Source organism: Microcoleus sp. D3_18a_C4 (genome assembly GCF_036702415.1).
Classification (GTDB): Bacteria; Cyanobacteriota; Cyanobacteriia; order Cyanobacteriales; family Microcoleaceae; genus Microcoleus.
Genome location: NZ_JAUBTI010000011.1, coordinates 99441 through 119938 on the forward strand (window position 1 = coordinate 99441; position 20498 = coordinate 119938).

Below are 20498 nucleotides of genomic sequence, written 5' to 3' on the forward strand. Positions count from 1 at the left end.
AAAAAAAATCTACTTTACTTCAAGGAATACGATGGCTATAGGCGATCGCACCCATCCTACAAATCAAAACTCTCTTCACCAATACTTCCCAGTTCCCCGCTACCCAGAAACTCTTCCTCCTCTACTTCCTCACTCCCAGACTCGAAACTTTCCACCACAAACGGCAAACCAGCCGCCATCAAACCCCGTTGAATCAGTTCCGGCGTTTCCTCAAACAAAACAAATAGCGGATGAACAGCCTCAGCTTCATCGCTGTAAATATGTCTGTAGCGCTGCGGCATCACCCATTCGTAACCTTTATCCAGCCAAACTTGAGACTGCCGCCAGCGGCCGAGCAACTCAGAAAACTCTTCGCCCGGACGATGAATGAAAATCAAAATTTCCACTCCAATTTTAACTTTCCATTCAGGATCGCACATCAAAATCGCCAAATCGCAGGGCAAACAGACTGCCTGTCCGGGCGATATGCTAGTGCCGCTGCTTCCCGCATAAGAAACCCCGTCCCGCAAGCGCGCAATTGGCAAAGGAATTGTGATTAAACTCTCATGGGCGCGGCGGATACTCGGAATCATTTCCATGTAAACCCGATATTTTTTCAGCAGGGCGATCGCGGCAGAAGATTCGCTGTACTCTGCTAGTAAAGTCTCGTAATGTGATTGTTTAACAGACATTTTCAAACCAAAGAATAAGTAATTACTAATTGCTGCTAATTGCTAATCGATCGCTTCTCGTTACTAGGAAGACCCCATTTGTGACAACTTAAGCTCAAGTTCCCCCCTTCGGAGAACTTGAGCTTGCCTCCAGGCCTTGCTGTGTAACGCGAACAGCGATTGAAGCATTGATGGCTATGGGCTACAAATGTCGGGAGAATGCTTACAGCCTTTTTATTTACAAGGTTTGAGCCATGTGCAGTCTCAAGATTAAGCCCGATACGATGCCTCTTTTTGACACTCCCACCCCTAAAGGGGATGGGATTCTTTAGAGATTTCGCTCTAAATATCCCAAAGAGACAATTGCTTGCCCTGTGAGTTCTCGCCCACACGCCGTTTGCCTTTTAAAGGCAGCGTGTTAACTGACGAGCGTTCGTACAATTCAACCTCAAAGAGATTCAACTGTACTGGTTTCGACGAGTCCCGCCGTACCATTTTCGATTTAATCTTTTTGACAATATTCAACTTGTAGGTTTCTATCGCCTTAACTTTCACATTCCTTGCAGCTTGCAAATTTGCATCATCAATATGCCCACAATTGGTACAGATAAACTTTTCACCATTGCGGCTATCTTTATCAATATGCTTACACTTGCTACAAGTTTGACTGGTATGCCTTGGGTTAACTCGGTACAGCTTCTTGCCTGACTTCACAGCCAGATATTCAAGTTTTTGAGTTAACGCATACCAACTCGCATCAGCGATAGAACTATTTAAACCACGTTTAGCCGATTGACCGTTGGGGAGAAATCTACCAGATTCAGATTTAACAGGTTTGCACCGCTTCATCATGTTTTGTATCTGTAAATCTTCAACTACAACTGCATCGGATCTTTTAATAATCCGATTAGCTACATCCCACTGGTAAGATTCGCGACGCTGTTGAATTTTATTGTGCAGCTTGCTCACTCTAAGTTGAGCTTTACTGCGATTCTTACTACCTTTTTGCTTACGGCTAACCCGTCGCTGTCTGATTCGCATCAAACGCTTAGCTTTGTTGTTGGTAGCAAATCGCGGATTATCAATGGCGCTGCCATCAGAGAGATAAACCAATTTACCTAACCCCATATCGCACCCAGTGATAGTTTTGATTTCACTATCTGGAATTACTGGGAAGCCTGGCATATCTTTGTTTTCTATCCTGACCGAGATATACCATCCATCAACTTTCTGTCTGATGGTTACGGTTTTAATCTCAAATCCTTCGGGGATAACGCGAGAGTTGTAGAAACGCAGCCACCCAATTTTAGGGAGGTAAACTTTGTTACCTTTAATCTTGATTCTTCCTGGTTTGTAGCTCAACGATTTGAAATCGTGACGGCGCTTAAACTTCGGAAACCCTGCGCCATTAAAAAACTTATTAAAGGATTCATTAACTCTGGCTGGAATTGACTGCAATACTCCAAGATCAATACTTTGATACCAAGGTCTTGCCTCTTTTAACTCTTGCAGATTTGCATCTTGCATTAATGATGCTGACCGCTTAGGAGATTTATCTTTATCTCCTTCTTTTTGGGCTTTACCGCCGCCCTCCTTCCAGGGGTTGGCGAGTTGGGTTCCTTTAGTAATACCGCAAGTCAAAGGCGTTATTTCTACCTGAGTCCTCAAGTCGCAATAATCACCCCAAATAAACTGCTGATGCCAACCATCAATCCTGTCACGCAAGCACCAATTGTAATTCGCTCTCAACATATCGAGCCACTGGATTAGTTTTTGGGATTGCTGCTGATTAGGTCGAAGTTTGTATTTGAAGCTTAAAAGCAAATTGCACCACCTCCTTAAATTATTGTACGAGGTTATTGTAGATGTTGACGACTTAACGACAATCGATATGCAAGATAAATACAGACCAAAGATTACATCAGTAACGCTTATTAGATACCATTTTGTTTGGATTCCAGCTAGACGCAAGAAGGTGTTGATTGGTGCAGTGTCCGAACGCTTAAAACAACTACTGACAGATAAGTGTAATTAGCTCGTTGTTCTATTGTGGCAATGGAGATTATGCCAGACCACGTACATTTGTTGGTTGATGCACCACCTAATTTAGCTCCCGATCAAATTATGTTTCGGCTCAAAGGATTTACTTCGTTCCAACTTCGCAGCGAATATCCGTATCTTAAGAAAATTCCCTCTCTTTGGACTACAAGCTATTTTTGCGGTACAGTCGGTAACGCCTCCGAGGAAACTGTTAGAAAATATATTGAGAATCAAAATACTTGAATGCGACTAAAGTCGCAGCGCCTATCCCAACCCCTGAAGGGGTGGGCACGGGCGAGCGCGGTCAAATTCTGTCAATACCCCAAGCTCAAGAGCGCGATGCGGCAATCTTATATATCATAAGATTGCTCACAAGTCAACATAAAACCTAAATCTTTACAAAACTCGGCTAATTTTAAAGACTTGCTAAAGCACTGAGGGGTTGTACCCCCCATAAGTTAAAGTCAGATATTATAGATGCACCCTGATGGCTTTCCCGTTCCACAAGAGCGGGATTTTTATTATGGGAAAGCCGGAGGGTTAAGTTTCACAATACCTTTTACAGATAAAATGACGTGGGGATGCCAAGATTAAAGATATAGCAGAGCTAAAGCTCAAACTAGGGCGCCGATCGATCGAACCTCACCCCTAACTCTGCGAAATAACCCAAAGGCGGTAGCATAGTTTGGGAAACGGCATCAACTGAAGATGAACTTAGCGCCAGCAACAGTCCTGCAACAGGGCAAATACAAAATTAACGCGACTTTAGGGATAGGAGGGTTCGGCATCACTTACCGAGCTATCCACACCCATTTAAACCAAACCGTCGTACTCAAAACCCTCAACGAAAGTCTGCGCCAACACCCAGAATCTGCCCAATTTCAGCAGCAGTTTATTGCCGAAGCCCAACGCCTGTCGCGGTGTCAGCATTCCAACATAGTCAAAGTAATCGACTTTTTTGAAGAAGCCGGACAGTCTTTTATTGCAATGGACTACATTCCGGGTCAAACTCTCGCCCAAATAGTTGAAACCGATCGGCCGCTGCCAGAAGCCCAGGCCCTGCACTATATTCGGCAAATAGCCTCAGCCGTAAGTACAGTTCACCACAGCGGATTGCTGCACGGAGATATCAAGCCAGAAAATATTATCCGGCGAGCCGATTCTCACGTAGTAATGTTAATAGATTTCGGAATTGCGCGCGGCTTTACCGCCGGCACCAAACAAACCCACACTAACTTGCTCTCCCCTGGGTACGCGCCGATCGAACAATACCTCTATGACGGTAAATGTACACCGGCCACTGACATCTACGCGATCGCAGCCACCCTCTACTACTTACTCTCCGGCGTGGCGCCCGTAGCAGCACCCCTGCGCGATCGCATTCCCTTGACTGAGTTGCGGCAATTTCAGCCCAACCTCAGCCCGGGAATCGAGCGAGCCATCCTTCAGGGACTCGAAATCGACCCCCACAACCGCCCTCAGACAGTCGAAAATTGGCTCACCATGCTGCAAGAAACAGAGCGAGTATCAGTAAAAAGAAAAGGCAAGCAAAGTCTAAGATTGCCCGCACCTCCCCCGCCGCAGTTGACTTTTATGGCGTTTGTCGTAACGGCTGCAATTGCAGGCTGGATGGGTTTTGACCTAGCATCGCACTACAACAGCACCAGTCTCAGTAATAGTCCCAAAATTGAATCCTTCCCATCTCTCGAAGATTTGCTCAAATCCCGCGATTTATCAGAGCCGATGTTCGGACAGCCGTCTGTCGAAAGCACCCCTCTCTACCCGATCGAACTCAACAAGCGTCCCAAACCCCCCTTAGACACCAGCAACATTCCCGAACAGATCGAGCCCTCAGAAACTAGCGCCGAACCCTCTGAGTCCCCAAACCTGGAAACTCCCGCCCCAGAGCCCGAAGCGGAACCGGAGTCCTCCCCGACGCCCGAACCCGCAGAGGAGCCTTCTGAGTCCCCCATTCCAGAGCCTCAAGCCCAAATCGAGCCAGAGCCCCAACCAGAAGCCGCACCGGTACCGGAAGTTGCGCCCCTGCCTGCAGAACCGCCCGCCGCACCCGCCTCCCCTGCCCCTGAGAGTGCTAGCGCTGAAACCCTGCCGCCCTCGGACTCCCCGTCGCCAGTAATAGCGTCGCCGATCGAGCGATCGCCTGAACCTGCGATACCAAGTCCCAGTGGCAACAATTCAGATAGTTCGATCGCACCTGATTCACCACCCCCTGTGGCAGATCCCACGATGCCTTTTCCCGAACCTGCGACAAATTAGTATGGTTTTTGTTGGTTAAAAGTGCGACAAATACTTGGTTTTATGAGTCAGCAAATATCCGCTCAGTAGTTGAGATAATAAGGCCCTACCTAGCCAACGACTATCTTCCAAAAACTTCCGTCGAATCTGAAAATCCCACCAGTCGCCGTCTGAGTTTATCGAATATTTCCTATTCCCTCTGCAATCCAAATGCCCGCAAAAAAATGCAGGAATGTTTTCTATTTTGATTTAAATTATGTTAGAATATGTGCGCGGCGCTAAGGTGGTGTGATGTCGCGTATTAATACTGCCAAGCTGCAAACATTTTGGTACAAAGCAACCCCAACCTCGAATTTGAGCCAGTCTAAGCGAGGCTTTTGGGCTAAGCTGTGGCGCGTTAGACTGTTCTAACTCTCAACAATCCCATCCTCGACACTCGGGGTGCGAGTGTCAATTCCCCCAAAATTCCTTCCTTTGGGAGCAAGCATCATTGGGGACAAGCAAGTTATAATTTGTTGCGGAAGCGCACAGAGATTTTTTGTCAGGAACTCAGGGCTAAAGCCACTGAGCTTGTAAGAAATTACAAGCTGTTCTGACCAGACCCCTCTTTTGAGGAGGCGTTATTCAGGTCACGACACTCCTTGAGTGCGACGCCAGTTTTCCGCTCTGTCATCTGCAATTAAACAGTTTTAAAGTCACTGAAACAGTGTTGCAGGTCTAACAAGCCTTTATAACCAGGTCGAGGCGAACATTACCCCGCAAGGGAGGAAGGAGACAACTGTATCTCCATTGGAGGGGCAACCATACCCCTCTAACCCCGAAAGGGGATTCAAGGCGGTTGAAACCGCCGAGTCGTTTTCCTCTCAGGTCTAAAGACTCTGAGTTTCCCACTTACCGAATATTTTTTATGAGTAAACCCCCAGTTCATGCTTTTTTTGTAGGCAGAGCACTTGCCGAAGCACTGTACGAGCAATTAGAAAGCGCGGCCACCAACGCTTTCTCTGAACTCGGCAAATTTGACGCAGAACAAAGAGAACGCCTGCGGCAGTTCACCGATCGAGTTGTGGAACGGGCAAATCGAGCTTCGGATGAGGCGATGCAGACCAGAACTGGCACTGCAAGCACCACAACTATTCAAGACATCCATCCCGCTGATTTGCAAGCGACTATTGACGAGCTGCGCGCCGAAGTGGCTCTGGTGCGATCGGAATTGCAGCGTTACCGCAGCAGTTTGCCCTAGCGATCGACTCGACCACAACTATTATTTACTACGTGAGCGCATTGCTTTGCGCTCCTGCGCTCCTACTTTCAATCAAAGCAACAACATAAAATAAGCAATTTGGGAACCCAAGTGTCTGCTCTCCTTGATGACTCTGTTAATCGCCAGCGCTCCCCCAAGCACACTGGCGAAGCCGATGAGCAAAAAACTGCTAGTAAATCCTACAAAAGTAAAGCTTATCGCTGGAATCGCGAAAAATACTCCCGGAAGCGGCGCTTCTTCGACATTTGGGCCTTTGTCTTGCTCTGGCTGGCTTCCCTCTGGCTCGACAGCAAAAATTGGAGCTACTGGGGAGGCGTGACTGAAGAAAAGAAAGTTGCCAGACGCCGCTTTCAAGCTATCTGGGTTCGAGAAACACTCTTGGATTTGGGCCCCACTTTCATTAAAGTCGGCCAATTATTTTCTACCCGCGCCGATTTGTTTCCCGCAGAGTTTGTCGAGGAACTTTCTAAGCTGCAAGATAAAGTGCCTGCTTTCAGCTACGAGCAGTTAGAGGTAATTGTTGAGCAAGACTTGGGCAAGACAGTTCAAGAACTCTACCGCAGCTTTGACCCGGTGCCCCTGGCCGCTGCCAGTCTGGGTCAGGTACACAAAGCTCAACTGCATTCGGGCCCGGAAGTGGTCGTCAAGGTGCAGCGACCTGGACTGCGGAAACTGTTCGAGATCGATTTGCAAATTCTTAAAGGAATTGCCCGCTACTTTCAAAACCATCCTAAGTGGGGCCGCGGTCGAGATTGGATGGGGATTTATGAGGAATGCTGTCGCATTCTGTGGCTGGAAATAGACTATCTCCATGAAGGCCGCAATGCTGATACTTTTCGCCGTAATTTTAGCAACTGTGACTGGGTGCGGGTGCCGAGGGTTTATTGGCGGTACGCGGCTCCGCGAGTGCTGACTTTGGAATACCTGCCAGGGATTAAAATCAGCCACTACGAAGCTTTGGAAGCGGCCGGTATCGATCGTAAATTAATCGCTCAGTTGGGGGCAAAAGCTTATTTGCGCCAGTTGCTCAACGACGGCTTTTTCCACGCTGACCCACACCCCGGCAACATCGCTGTTAGTGCTGACGGTTGTCTGATTTTCTACGATTTTGGCATGATGGGGCAAATCCAGTCCAACGTCCGCGAAGGACTGATGGAGACGCTCTACGGCATTGCTTCCAAGGATGGACAGCGGATTATGGATTCTCTGATCAATTTGGGAGCTTTGGTGCCTACGGGTGATATGAGTCCGGTGCGCCGCAGCATCCAGTATATGCTGGATAACTTCATGGACAAGCCTTTTGAAAATCAGTCTGTGAGCGCGATTACGGACGACCTTTACGATATTGCCTACAACCAACCTTTTCGCTTCCCAGCTACTTTTACTTTTGTAATGCGAGCTTTTTCCACCATCGAAGGGGTGGGCAGAGGTTTAGATCCCGAGTTCAACTTTATGGAGGTGGCACAACCTTTTGCCATGCAGCTTATGACTAATGGAAATGGCCATGATACAAGTAGCAGCATTTTTAACGAAATCGGCCGTCAGGCGGCTCAGGTGAGTTCGAGTGCTTTGGGTTTGCCCCGCCGGATTGAGGAGACTATTGATAAACTCGAACAGGGAGATTTGCGGATTCGCGTCCGTTCGGCCGAAACAGAACGCTTGCTCCGCCGGATGAGCAGCGCTCAAATGGGCACGAATTATGCTTTGCTGATGAGTGCTTTTACTTTGTCGGCGACAATTTTGTTTGTCAGCAATCAAGTCTGGCCGGCTGTCGCTGTTGCCGTGCTGGCTGCGGGTGCAGGGTTTGCTCTTATGCGTTTGTTCAAGCGGATCGATCGTTTAGACAGGATGTCATAATGGGGCAATTTAGGATTTGAAATTTCAGGTTTGAGATTTCTCGCCAGCCCAAATTTGACATCGAATGTTAAGTTTTGGCTGGCAGACCACAGATTGCTCAAATTTACAACACTTACGCGCTTTGAGGCGAAAAACCCGGTTGCTGCCTAAGTTTTTCGCCAGCTAAACCTCTGATTTTGGGTAGAAATCCTGTTTTTTTTGCAGGGGCTGCTTAATTTACTGGGTTTACCGAAATTTTAAGACGGGATTACCATCATATCGATCTACAATATGAGGTCAAGGAACTGCAATTTTTCCAAAACTCGCGATCGCGGGCGGCAGAATTTCAAGTTTGTTCGGGATTTAAGTTTTGGCATAAAAAATTGCACCCCATTAAATCAAGCTTTCAAGTTCGATGAGTCCAATCACCCAATCTATGAAACGCTCTTTCGCAGGTAAGACAGACACAGGGCTAGTTCGTTCCGTAAATCAGGATTCGTACTACATAGACTCTGACGGGCGATTTTTCATAGTGGCCGACGGAATGGGAGGACACGCCGGAGGTCAAGAAGCCAGCCGGATTGCGACTCAGGCGATTCAATCTTATTTGCTCGAACATTGGGAAGGGCCAGAGGATTCTCCGCTGTTGTTGGAAAAGGCTTTTTTAATTGCCAATCAAGCAATTTTGACGGATCAGCTCGACCACCCTGAGCGTGCTGATATGGGAACTACGGCTGTGGTTCTCATGTTTAGGGATGAGGGCCGACCCTGGTGCGCTAATATCGGGGACTCTCGCTTGTACCGACTGCACGGATCTCGCTTGGAACAGATTACTGAAGACCAGACTTGGGTGGCTCAGGCTGTGAAAAGAAAGGCCCTAACTCCTGACCAAGCTCGCAGTCATCCTTGGCGTCACGTTTTGTCCCAGTGTTTGGGCCGCGATGATTTGCGGGAGATAGATATTTTGCCGGTGGACGTGCAGCCTGGGGATCGCTTGCTGCTCTGCAGCGATGGCTTGACTGAAGAACTTTCCGATCCTTTGATAGCTTCGCCTCTGAAGTCGATTCGCGCCTGCGAGGGCGCTGCAAATGCTTTAATTCAAGCAGCTAAGGATAAAGGTGGACGCGATAATATTACTGTGGTGATCGTGACGATCGACCTCAAATAATATTCGATCGCCCGATCGCACCCGACCATCTAAAATCGAAAAATCGAAAAAGTGAACAATCTAAAATCTAAAATCTAAAATCTAAAATTGAATGACCCGCGTTATCGGTTTGATCAGCGGCACGTCGGTGGATGGCATTGATGCTGCTTTGGTGGATGTGGTCGGTTCCCAAACAGACTTGAAAGTGCAATTGGTGGCCGGCAAGACTTTTTCTTATCCTGCTAATTTGCGATCGCAAATTCTCTCGGTTTGCAGTGGTTCAGCTTTGTCAATGGCTGAACTAGCCCAATTAGATGATGCCATCGCCCAAGAATTTGCCACGGCGGCCTTGACAATTCAAGCAAAATATGATAAAGCCGAATTAATCGGCTCTCACGGTCAAACCGTCTACCACCGACCTGCTGGGAAAGCCCAGAAAGACAGCGCCGGTGCGTTAATGGGCTACAGCTTGCAACTCGGACGGGGCCCGCTAATTGCGGAATTGACGGGAATTACTACTGTGAGTAACTTTCGATCGGCAGACATTGCTGCAGGGGGTCAAGGAGCACCCTTAGTGTCAATAGTTGATGCCTGCCTGCTGGCGGAACCCAACCTCAGCCTCTGCATCCAAAATCTCGGCGGAATTGGCAATGTTACCTATCTTCCGGCAAGGGGAAAAAGGGGGAAAAATGACGAGTCTGAGATTTTCAGTCTTGGGGAGGGCATATCGGGGTGGGATACAGGCCCGGCGAATTCCCTGTTAGATTTGGCAGTACAGCACTTCTCAGGCGGCACTAAGACGATCGACGAAGGTGGAGCTTGGGCGGCATCGGGCACTCCCTGTCAAGCTTTAGTCGAGGATTGGCTCGCCTCAGAGTTCTTCCGCCAAGCACCGCCGAAATCAACGGGGCGAGAGCTATTTGGTGTAGACTATTTTGACAGGTGTTTGGTCGAGGCCGAAGGTTACAACCTCAGTCCTGCTGACGTGCTGGCTACTCTGACAGAACTGACTGTTGCCTCGATCGTTCACAGTTACCAAACTTTTTTACCGGCTATGCCCGATCGAGTTTTACTATGCGGGGGCGGCAGCCACAATCTCTACTTAAAACGCCGATTGCAATCTCAATTGCATCCAGTGCAAGTGTTGACTACTTCGGAGGCAGGCTTGAATGTAGATTTTAAAGAGGCGATCGCTTTCGCGGTTTTAGCCGCATGGCGGGTTCGGGGCATTCCCGGCAATCTGCCTCAAGTGACTGGTGCCCGGACATCGGTACTTTTAGGAGAAATTAACTCTTGTTGGCACAGTTGGGCGTGATAGCATAGAGTCTGAGGGACAACGGCTGTGCGTTGTTGCACCAGCATTGTAGCCAGCAGGAAAAGCATAGGAACAGCACTGTGGCTCACACGTTTTTAATGGAATCTGGCCAATGGACGCTCGAAGGAAGCTGGATTGAGCGCAATGGCGTGCCAATTACGGTTAAAGGCAAAACTTTAGTGAGCTGGAACCGAACAGATTGGTTCAGTATGGTCACCAAGCTCGTATTTCCTGGAGGCGATCGCGAAGAGATTATTTTGCAGTACCGAGGACACCTCAACAGCGATGAACGGCAGTATACTTTTGTACTCCAACACAGCGAACTCGCCCGCGTCGAGGGCGAAGGTTGGATTGCTCCCCAGTCGATCGTCCAGCGTTATTGGGTATTGGGAGACGAACGCCAGCGGCGGACGGGTTTTGATACCCTTCACCGGGTTGATGACAACCGCTACTACCAATCTAGCGGCATCATGTCTGGTCATTACTTGACGAGTACAATGGAAGCAACTCTCGAACGTCAGGGCGAATAACTGTTTCTAGAGTCCACATTTGCGAGTTCTAGGGTTTGATGTGAAAACTGAAGGTTGTGCTAGTCGGAGGTCGCGCTCAGATGTCCGACTAGCGCCATTGCTGTCAAACCTCATCCGCTGCAACTAAGGACAAATATATTAAATAGTTAAAAATTTTAATGGGTTAAAAAATTAACACTTATTATTAAGAGTTATCCAATTTTCGAGGCGCGGCGCGATAAATTATCTTTGCGATCTCCGGTGGTGTCGATCGACAAACTGCTGACCTCGACTTCCACATTCAGTGAAATCCACAAAGGAATTGTCAAATTTTCCTCACGTCTGTACAGATGCCTTCTACCTTCTGCCTTCGAGTGACGCCCCATCACCCCCAACTCCTTTCCGCATGAGGGAACAGAGTAAGAGACGGAGGTCGCCGACTGCGACTCTTGGTTACTCAACGCCTGGGTTAGGTTCTAAACCCCAGTGGTGTTTCAGAAAATGGCGGTACATGGTTTCTCGTAGCATCATTTGCTCGTAAAGCTTGACCAAAAACTCCTGAGCTTGTTCGCGGCTCATGTCACTTACCTGTGTTTTGAAGGAACACAGGCTAAATTGCTGTTCCAAAGACAATTCTGCTGGTTGGCTCATGACTTTGACTCCTCTGTAAGTAAAGGTGACTTAAAACTGAACACCTGGATTAACCAGATTTGTAAGTTGTTTCAGCGATCGACAGTTGGTTTCGGGATGCCCGATGGCCCATCTGGCTTTAGTCTATATTACAAAAGGTAACAATAATTTGACAAAATTACCATCTCTCTTAGGAAATAACTTACTTAGCGATAGAGATGGCGAGATGTCTGCAAAAGTTCCTTCTGCAGGCACATACAAGTGTATCTACTTGTCAAGAGAAAAAAGGCTCAGTACGAACCAAAAGAATTGAAGCCGTTTATACCAAATCGGGTGGAGCTTCTCTCGGCGAGGGGGAGAAGGGGAGAGGAGGAGAGGGGGAGATGAGGAGAGGGGGATAGCGGGAGAGGGGGAGATGGGGAGAGGGGGAGATGGGGAAAGGGGGAGATTGAAAGATGAGGAGATGAGGAAAGGGGGAGATGAGGAGAGCCCAAGAGCGGGAGAGCGGGAGATGAGGAGATTGGGAAAATTTCTATTTCTCAGTTCCCCCTTCTTCCTTCTCCCTTCTTCCGACTTCCATCGGACTGACATCCGTTACATCCGTTACATCCGTTACACAATCCGTTGCCGAACCTTCTTCCTTCTTCCTAACTAATTCGAGGGCCCGCCATCCTGCGGTGGATTGGCGATTCCGGGTCGGAAATTGGGAGCAGCGGGTGCAGGCGAAACAGGAGGAATGCCCTGATTTGCCCCAAAGTTACTAGGCTGCTGTGGAGCGGGGAGAGGGGATTGAAACTGATTGGGATTGAACTGCTGCTGTGGAGCCGGGAGAGGGGATTGAAACTGATTGGGATTGAACTGTTGCTGCTGTGGAGGCACAGGAGACGGCAGGGGTTGACCGGAATTGCCGATCGCAGGTGCCGCAGGAATGCCAGAATTGGGAAGCGAGGTATTGGGCAATGGGGAGGGAGCCGAACTAGGAAGAGTTGCCAGGGCAACTCTATCGCCCCCTACCTCTCTCAATTTGTCTAAAACCTCCACAACTTTGGCATATCTCGCATTTTGAGGAGCGTACAGCACCATCAACCCCGTAGGATTTTGGCTTTGGAAACTCTTTAAAACTCGATCGAGCTGTTGGAAATTAACAGGCAATTGGTCGATATAAGTTTGCCCGAAATCGTCAATGCTGACAATCAGCATCTCTCGCATCTGCGTTTGTCCAGTCTTCGCTTTAGGCAAATCGACATTAATGGCTTGCTGCCGAGTCAATTGCAAAGCCGCCAGGAGAAAAAACGTCAGAATGCAAAAGATCACGTCAATTAAAGGCACCAGTTCAATCCGAGCCTCTTCAGCAGGAGTATCTAGATTAATCTTCATCAGTTCTCAGGAGTTTTAATTATTAGAAGGTGAATCTTCAGCCGGATCGGAACCTTTCAATTTCGGCTCCCGATTCCGTTCTCCCGATTCTTGAGAATTGAGAGAACGCCTGTTCAAACCATCTGCACCAAAAGAAGAATTGCTGTATTCTGCACCGGACACTCGACCCTTAGCATTAGCAGCAGGCCAGTATTGTCTGTAAAGCAATTCCAGTTCATTTCCAGCTTTGCGAAATATTTTTGCCTGGTTGAACAAAAAAGCTTGAAATATCCGATAAAACACCAAGGTAAAAATTGCTACTACCATCCCAGTAGCAGTCGTGATCAGCGCCTCGCTAATCCCCAAAGTTACGCCAGTTGTTGCCGCCGTGCCGATGTCGCCCAGACGGATGGAACTGAGCGAGTTAATCAAGCCCAAAACTGTTCCCAGCAAGCCCAGCAACGGGGCTAGAGCGATCGTAGCTTCTAAGATTTTGTCACCGCGACGCATCGAAGCCAACTCTTCATCGGCTGCAGCTTCGAGTGCGAGTCGAAATAAATCTGGTTCGGGATTGTAGAGCCGCAGGGGTGCAGAAAGAAATCGCCCGATCGGCTGTCGGTTAGCTTGTCTGGCAATCTCGTTAGCCGCCCCCCAATCGCTGCGAGCCGCTTCCAGAATGCGGTTCACTATCTGCTTTTCTTTGCTCAGGAGGCTCGCCCAAAACCACAAGCGCTCGATAATGGTACTCAAAGATAGAATCGATAACAGCAACAGGGGCCACATGGCGGGGCCGCCTTTTTGAAACAGTTCTTGAATATTCACAATATTTTTGCTCCTGCAGTACCCGCTAACTTTTGCTTCTGTTCTACTTTTTTTAACAAATCTAAGGCCATTTAATTTTAGCTATTAATGTACTCAGGACTTACGCACTCGCCACTAAAGAAAGCCGATTTTGGGAAATGGGCATCGGGGTACAACGAAGTATTTTCGTCGAGCAAACCCGGTTTCTGGGTAAGTCTTGGTACTGTTGTCTAGTACCTACGGGCGATGGGCGGCGACTTCCTCACAACTCGTCTAAATCTTGACACATATCTTGCAGCGATTGGTGTTGAAGGCGGCGGGAAGAGCGGCGATATTTTTTAGTTTGCAGCTTCGGTTCGTAATGCTGCGTACCATCCGACTTGGTTTGCTGCTTCAAACTCGATTCGGCGCTACTAGAGTTTTGCTCTTGTTGCTGGCGGACGATCGCCTCTTCGAGAAACTGCAAGTAATACTCATAGCGCTCCCAACCGCCCCGCACCACACAGTTAGGCTCGTCTCGGTGCGAACAGTCGCTAAACTGGCAGCTACCCACAGCCAGCCTCTGGCGCGCTTCTGGGAAATATTCAGCTAACTCGGACGGATCGCATTCGAGAGCCGGCTGATTAAAGCCCGGAGTATCGGCCAAAAGTCCGCCGCCGGGAAGTTCAAATAGTTCTACGTGGCGAGTCGTATGGCGGCCGCGGCCGAGTTTGCCGGAAACAGCGTTCACTCGCAGATTCAGGGCTGGAATCAGTTGGTTGATCAAGCTGGACTTGCCAACCCCAGAAGGGCCACAAATTACCGTTATTTTCCCTTGCAAGTGCTGCAGAAGGAAGTTCGGCAACGGGCTATGTACGGGATTTAACGGATGTAACGCCTTGACCGAATTTGGAATTTGGGGGTTATCCTCAGAAATCAGCCGAGAGCGCTCTATTTTCTCCACTAAGTCATGGAAAGGCGGTTCCGAGGCAAAAATTTCATTTTGACCATTAGGGGAGGTTTCCTGAACTCCGACACCGCTGCGGACGCTAATAAACATGGGTTCGTAGCCCCAGCCTGAAAGCCGATCGCGCCACTGTTCCAACTCCTGGGGCGTGACCAAATCGCATTTGTTCAGGCACAAACTTACCTCTAAACCTGTAGATTCGGCCTTGACTAAAAACCGAGTTAATGATGCCGGATCTAAGTCGGGTTCAGCAAGGGCAAAAACAAGGAGAATGCGATCGGCATTAGCTACAGGCGGGCGGTTGAGTTCTGTTTGGCGCGGGAAGACTTCAGAAATTGCTCCCCGGCGGTCAGTCCAGTCCGGTTCGTCTACCACCACCCGATCGCCCACCATCACCTGTTGGCCAATTTTTTTCAGTCGAGTGCGGCGAGTACACAGGAGAATCGGAGAATCAGCGAGGGGAGCATTTTTCCCGTCAATGGAGACTTCGGGATCTAACCTCACTTGGTAGAAGTTAGCCTGAACAGCAATTACAGTACCGACGATCGAGGGCGAATTCAGGCTCATCCTGCTTCCTGGTGTTCGGGGCGCTGCACTTTCATTGAAAAAAAGCCCGACTCCGGCTCATCCGCGACAAATTGCGTTTCGAGAATCTGGTAGCCTTCCATTTTGAGACTATCGGGCACTTGTTCGATCGGCTCCCCAGCATCCAGCCACACTTCCAAAACTGAGCCCGGTGCCATTTGCTCCAAGCGCAGTTTAGTGCGGACAAAATTGAGAGGACACGGAGTACCCCGCAGATCGATTTTGGCATCTGGGGATTTGGGATTTTCAATTTTCGATGTTGAATTCATATAGCTGAAGCAAGAAGGAAGAAGCTAGAAGGAAGAAGCAATCAAATTCCCTCCAATTGGACACAGATTATTATTTATGGAAATTTTGTGTCCAATTGGACACAGATTATTATTTATGGAAAAAATGAGCGCAATTGCGCTCACTTTTTCCTTATTTCTGAAACAAATTACCCAGAAACCCTTCCAAGCCGCCTTTACCAGTACGATCGCCCTTCAGCTTAGCAAGCTGCATCAGCAAATCCCGTTCCTCAGCCGTCACCTTAGTCGGAATGTCAATAGACACCGTAATCAAATGATCGCCGCGACTGACTGGATTTCCCAACCGAGGCACCCCTTTTTTCTCCAAAGTCAAAACCGTATTTGCCTGAGTTCCGCTAGGAATCAACAATTCCGTGGGCCCGTCTACGGTTTCCACTTCCAACCGGCACCCCAAAATTGCTTGCAAATAACTAATCTTAACTTCCGAGCTAACGTTAGTGCCGTCGCGCTTAAATAGCGGGTCTTCATTCACCGCCAAGAACACGTAAAGGTCTCCGGGCGGCCCGCCCAGTTTGCCGGCATCCCCTTCATTGGAAACCCGCAAGCGAGTACCGTTGTCAACCCCAGCCGGAATTGTGATTTTCAGCTTTTTCATCACTTCTTTCTGGCCCCGGCCGCCGCAAGTTTCGCACTTATCCTCAATCACTTGCCCGGTGCCGTTGCAAGTGGGGCAAACTGAAACTTGAGTAAAGCTGCCGAAAGGAGTGCGGGTAGCGCGTCGGACTTGACCGCTACCGGTACAAGTCGAGCAGGTTTGGGGTCGGGTTCCCGGTTTCGCGCCAGTCCCCGTGCAAGTTTCGCAGGTTTCTAGATGCTTGATGCGGAGTTCTTTTTCCCCACCAAACACTGCTTCCCGAAAATCCAGCCGCAAATCGAGTCGCAAATCGTCTCCGCGCACCGGCCCGCTGCGCCTGCGACCTTGCTGTTGTTGACCGACACCTCCCTGAAAACCCTGAAAGAAGCTTTCAAAAATATCGGCAAAGCTGTCACCAAAGTCTTGGAACCCCGGCGCGCCTGCACCGCTGACCCCTGCTTCGCCGAAACGATCGAAACGGGCGCGGGTTTCTGGTTCTGAGAGTACCTCGTAGGCGCGGTTAATTTCTTTAAACCGCTCCTCGGCACCGGATTCTTTGTTGACATCTGGATGGTACTTGCGAGCTAGGCGGCGGTAAGCACGCTTAATTTCTTCTTTGTCTGCGCTGCGAGAAACGCCTAATATTTCATAGTAATCACCGGCCATAGAGCTGCTTGCCTGGAGGTAAATAACAAAAAGTGTACGAAAAAAAAACGGTCTACCTTTCCTGAAATTACAGATTAAAAATCAAAAATTCTCATTGTTAATTTTTAACTTTTAATTTTTAGCTTTTCTGTTTTAAAGGAAAGGATTCATATCATCAACTTCTGGTTCGGGAACCTTCTGTTTTTGTTTTGACTGTGGACTTGACTGTGGACTTGACTGTGGACTTGACTGTGGATTTGACTGTGGATTTGACTGTGGATTTGACTGTGGATTTGACTGTGGATTTGACTGTCGTTTTGACTGTCGCTCCGGCTTGGATTCCGGCTTGGATTCCAGCTTTGGTTCCGGCTTTGGTGCCGGCTTTGGTGCCGGCTTTGGTTCCGGCTTTGGTGCCGGCGGAGCTTGGGGCGCCACCTGCAGCTCTTCTTTCAGCAAAATGCTGTCGTCGTCCGCTTGAACCTCTTCTGGTTCTGATGATTCTACTTCTGACATCATCTCGCTTTCAACAACAGATCCTGACGGGGCTACCCCGCTGCGGGCTTGGTCGTAGACTGCAGTCCCCAGCGAGTATAGCAGTTGCTTGAAAGATTCGATTGCGGGGGTAAGTTCCTCGATTGTGATGTCGGGGTTAGTCATCGCTGCCCGCAAGGCTGCTGCGGCTGTTTCCGCTTCGGCCTTGAGCTCGTCGCTCAGCAGTTGCGCGTTGGTTTTTAAAGTTACACCACAATTATAGACGAGGGAGTCAGCTTGATTTTTGAGTTCGACGAGTAGAGCGCGCTTGATGTCCTCGTCGGCGTAAAGTTCGGCTTCTTGTCGCATCCGCTCGACTTCCGTTTCGCTCAATCCCCCTGTATTGGAAATTTGGATGCTTTGTTCTTTTCCGGTTCCTTTGTCTTCAGCAGCCACTTTGAGAATCCCGTTGGCATCGATTTCAAAGGTAACTTCGATTTGAGGTACGCCGCGGGGAGCTGGGGGAATGCCTTTGAGCAGGAATTTGCCGAGACTTTTATTGTCTTTAACCAATGCTCGCTCGCCTTGGAGTACGTGAATTTCTACCGAGGTTTGCCCGTCTGCCGCCGTGCTGTACATTTGCGATCGGCTGGTGGGAATAGTTGTATTGCGCTCGATTACTTTGGTGAACACCCCGCCCAAGGTTTCGAGCCCCAGGGAGAGCGGCGTGACATCGAGCAGCAGCAAGTCTTTGACTTCACCACCCAACACCCCGGCTTGAATTGCCGCGCCTACCGCTACAGCTTCGTCGGGATTGACGGATTTATCGGGAGAAACGCCCCCAAAATACTTGCTAATTGCCTTTTGAACTGCCGGAATCCGGGTTGAGCCTCCCACTAAAATAATTCTGTCTATGTCTTTGGGGGTCAAACTTGCGTCTTTGAGGGCTTGAGTCACCGGATCGATCGTCGCTTGCACCAAATGAGCCACCAGTTTTTCAAACTGAGCTTTGGAGAGTTCCATTTCCAAATGCTTCGGCCCTTTCTCGTCAGAAGAGATGAAGGGCAAATTGATTGAGGTGGATTCCCGGTTGGAGAGTTCGATTTTCGCTTTTTCCGCAGCTTCTCGGAGGCGCTGCAAGGCCATTTTGTCTTGTGAGAGGTCACTGCCTTCTTGAGTGCGGAAAGCTTCTACCAGCCACTGGACAATGCAGTCGTCAAAGTCATCTCCTCCGAGATGGTTGTTACCGGAGGTAGCGTTGACTTCAAAAATTCCGTCTCCCAGTTGCAGGATCGAAACGTCGAAAGTACCGCCGCCCAGGTCAAAGACCAAGATTTTCTGTTCTATATTTTGCTTGTCCAGCCCGTAGGAAAGGGCGGCCGCCGTCGGTTCGTTGACGATCCGCAGGACTTCTAGACCCGCGATCGTACCGGCGTCTTTAGTAGCTTGCCGTTGGGCGTCTGTGAAGTAGGCGGGTACTGTAATCACGGCTTGCGTAACAGTTTGTCCCAAATAAGCTTCAGCATCTTGCTTGAGCTTTTGGAGTACCATTGCCGAGATTTCTTGGGGAGTGTGAACCTTATTCCGAATTTGGACGTTAACGGTATCGTCTTTGCCTTTTATGCAGGTATAGGGAGTCCGCGCTCGTTCTTCTTCCGTGTCGTCCCACCGCCGTCCGATAAATCGTTTGATACTGTAGACAGTATTTACAGCATTAGTTACAGCTTGCCGCTTGGCTAGTTGACCTACTAAGCGATCGCCCGCCTTGCCGAATCCTACTATACTAGGAGTTGTGCGGCCGCCCTCGGAATTGGCGATCACGACGGGTTTACCGCCCTCTAACACAGCTACGCAACTGTTAGTTGTGCCTAAGTCAATTCCAATAATTTTTCCCATAGCGCCTCATAAAACTTTGTGGGATGTTTGGAAACCTCCAACTACAGGTTGGGGGAGGAAAAACGACTCAGCTTGTTTATCAACAAGCATCACCCGACCAGATTTGTAGGAAATAAACTTGATGTCAATCACGCAATATCAAAGACGGGTAAAAACATTTTTCAGAATTTTTGGATAAAGCGCTGACCTGCTTTTAGTCATCTTTAATTAAGAAGTTGGTGAGTCGGCCACCTTGGACCCCCCGAATTCTATTCGGGGGTCAGTGACTTTGAGCAATGCAGTAGCTTGTATCCCGATTAACCTTCCGAACTATCGGGATTTTCATCTGAGGCTACCACAGATAGCCCAGCCGCTGCAACTTTCACTTTGGCGTGCCGCAAGACGCGATCGCCCAGAATGTAGCCGCGTTCTAGTTCTTGGATAATTGTTCCTTCCTCGTGTTCGTCAGTTGGCTCGCTCAGCAGAGCTTCGTGGAAGTTGGGGTCAAACTGTTCGCCTTCGGGGCGCATCGGAGAAACCCCGATTTGCTTGAGGCTATCTACCATTTGCTTGTAAACGCTTTGGTAGCTTTTGTGAATGTTCATTTCGCCATCGGTTTGCGGCTTGATGTGCGATCGAGCGCGCTCGAAATTGTCAATTACCGGCAACAGGGGTTTAATCGTGAGACACCTTGCCTGTAAATCTAGCTCTTCTTTTTCCTTTTGGGTACGCCTGCGGAAGTTTTCAAAATCTGCTGCTAGGCGGAGATTTTGATTTTTCAGTTCTTCTAGTTGAGCGGATGCGGCTTGCAACTGAGTTTTTAAAGCCTCTTTTTCATCGTTGGCCTGGGCCAGTTCCTTCTTCCAAGGCTCCGCCGCGTCTGCAGTCGGACTGTTGGTTGAACTGCCGGTGACGGTAGGCCCCGATGCGTTTGCTGGGGTGCGATCGCCCTGAGCACTTTGATAAGCTCGAGCAAGTTCGAGTTCCCAATCCGCCGATTCGTTCGAGTTTCCTGATGCCGCCGGATTTTCGCTTGCCATTGGCGAACCCTCTGGGGTGGTTTCCCCAGTTGAGTTAGGATCTTGATCTTGCTGTTTTTCCTCGTCAATCATAAAAGCTGCGCGACAGAACCCTATCAATTCTAGCAGATACAGTTAACCCGGTAAATCTATACGACTCGAATTGACTGTGTATGGCACAATTTGATACTCCCCAGGGCTGAAGCCACGGGGATTCTTGAATGAATCCGAAAACTCACGGGAGGCGTTATCAAAGCACCTCTATACGCTCAAA

The 20498-nt window shown here is 49.0% G+C and carries 17 protein-coding genes and 1 pseudogene; 7 read left to right on the forward strand and 11 right to left on the reverse strand.

The annotated features are described in order from the left end of the window. Window positions 1-56: 56 nt before the first annotated feature. Together QUB16_RS08530 and QUB16_RS08535 are read right to left on the reverse strand one after the other, a co-directional pair. Window positions 57-671 carry a hypothetical protein gene (locus tag QUB16_RS08530; protein WP_333042238.1) on the reverse strand — a complete coding sequence of 205 codons (615 nt, stop codon included), beginning with the start codon at window positions 669-671 and terminating at the stop codon, window positions 57-59. A 321-nt stretch (window positions 672-992) separates the two neighbouring features. Then, complete coding sequence (locus QUB16_RS08535) at window positions 993-2474, reverse strand: transposase (RefSeq protein ID WP_333315493.1); 1482 nt, start codon at window positions 2472-2474, stop codon at window positions 993-995. 67 nt (window positions 2475-2541) lie between these two features. On the opposite strand from QUB16_RS08535, the pseudogene tnpA reads away from it, so the two are divergent. The 7 genes and pseudogenes from tnpA (at window position 2542) to QUB16_RS08570 (ending at window position 11035) form a co-directional block, all read left to right on the forward strand. Continuing rightward, window positions 2542-2933, forward strand: a pseudogene (gene tnpA, locus QUB16_RS08540) (IS200/IS605 family transposase). Between the two features lie 465 nt (window positions 2934-3398). Beyond that, window positions 3399-4967: a protein kinase domain-containing protein gene (locus QUB16_RS08545; RefSeq protein ID WP_333315495.1), complete on the forward strand. Its 1569-nt coding sequence runs from the start codon at window positions 3399-3401 to the stop codon at window positions 4965-4967. An 886-nt stretch (window positions 4968-5853) separates the two neighbouring features. Further along, on the forward strand, window positions 5854-6186 hold the full coding sequence (locus QUB16_RS08550; RefSeq protein WP_190660406.1) for a DUF6825 family protein: 333 nt from the start codon (window positions 5854-5856) through the stop codon (window positions 6184-6186). Window positions 6187-6297: 111 nt separating this feature from the next. Then, the gene (locus tag QUB16_RS08555) at window positions 6298-8064 is read left to right on the forward strand and encodes an AarF/ABC1/UbiB kinase family protein (RefSeq protein WP_333248853.1); all 1767 of its coding nucleotides are present in this window, start codon (window positions 6298-6300) and stop codon (window positions 8062-8064) included. 415 nt (window positions 8065-8479) lie between these two features. Further along, entirely contained in the window at window positions 8480-9211 is a 732-nt protein-coding gene (locus tag QUB16_RS08560) for a PP2C family serine/threonine-protein phosphatase (protein WP_333056054.1), read from the forward strand. Between the two features lie 91 nt (window positions 9212-9302). Next, on the forward strand, window positions 9303-10505 hold the full coding sequence (locus QUB16_RS08565; protein WP_333315497.1) for an anhydro-N-acetylmuramic acid kinase: 1203 nt from the start codon (window positions 9303-9305) through the stop codon (window positions 10503-10505). Between the two features lie 80 nt (window positions 10506-10585). Next, the gene (locus QUB16_RS08570; protein ID WP_242722026.1) at window positions 10586-11035 is read left to right on the forward strand and encodes a hypothetical protein; all 450 of its coding nucleotides are present in this window, start codon (window positions 10586-10588) and stop codon (window positions 11033-11035) included. 191 nt (window positions 11036-11226) lie between these two features. On the opposite strand, the gene QUB16_RS08575 is transcribed toward QUB16_RS08570, so the two are convergent. The 9 genes from QUB16_RS08575 to grpE form a co-directional block, all read right to left on the reverse strand. Continuing rightward, window positions 11227-11400, reverse strand: coding sequence for a hypothetical protein (locus QUB16_RS08575; RefSeq protein WP_333315499.1), 174 nt, complete (start codon window positions 11398-11400; stop codon window positions 11227-11229). A 67-nt stretch (window positions 11401-11467) separates the two neighbouring features. Continuing rightward, window positions 11468-11665 carry an NblA/ycf18 family protein gene (locus QUB16_RS08580; RefSeq protein ID WP_006635253.1) on the reverse strand — a complete coding sequence of 66 codons (198 nt, stop codon included), beginning with the start codon at window positions 11663-11665 and terminating at the stop codon, window positions 11468-11470. Window positions 11666-12295: 630 nt separating this feature from the next. After that, window positions 12296-13021, reverse strand: a complete 726-nt coding sequence (locus QUB16_RS08585; protein WP_333315501.1) for a biopolymer transporter ExbD — start codon at window positions 13019-13021, stop codon at window positions 12296-12298. A gap of 15 nt (window positions 13022-13036) precedes the next feature. Continuing rightward, the gene (locus QUB16_RS08590; RefSeq protein ID WP_333315503.1) at window positions 13037-13822 is read right to left on the reverse strand and encodes a MotA/TolQ/ExbB proton channel family protein; all 786 of its coding nucleotides are present in this window, start codon (window positions 13820-13822) and stop codon (window positions 13037-13039) included. Between the two features lie 241 nt (window positions 13823-14063). Further along, a complete protein-coding gene (gene rsgA, locus QUB16_RS08595) occupies window positions 14064-15314 on the reverse strand; it encodes a ribosome small subunit-dependent GTPase A (protein WP_333315504.1) in 1251 nt (416 codons plus the stop codon). Beyond that, window positions 15311-15601, reverse strand: a complete 291-nt coding sequence (locus QUB16_RS08600; protein ID WP_333315506.1) for a sulfurtransferase TusA family protein — start codon at window positions 15599-15601, stop codon at window positions 15311-15313. Before QUB16_RS08600 ends, rsgA begins: the two co-directional genes overlap by 4 nt. 151 nt (window positions 15602-15752) lie before the next feature. Further along, a complete protein-coding gene (gene dnaJ / locus QUB16_RS08605) occupies window positions 15753-16880 on the reverse strand; it encodes a molecular chaperone DnaJ (protein ID WP_333315507.1) in 1128 nt (375 codons plus the stop codon). Window positions 16881-17012: 132 nt separating this feature from the next. Beyond that, window positions 17013-19226: a molecular chaperone DnaK gene (gene dnaK, locus QUB16_RS08610; protein WP_333315509.1), complete on the reverse strand. Its 2214-nt coding sequence runs from the start codon at window positions 19224-19226 to the stop codon at window positions 17013-17015. Between the two features lie 296 nt (window positions 19227-19522). Further along, window positions 19523-20317 (reverse strand): nucleotide exchange factor GrpE, encoded by a 795-nt coding sequence (gene grpE / locus QUB16_RS08615; RefSeq protein ID WP_333315511.1) that lies wholly within the window; start codon window positions 20315-20317, stop codon window positions 19523-19525. Between the last annotated feature and the right edge of the window lie 181 nt (window positions 20318-20498).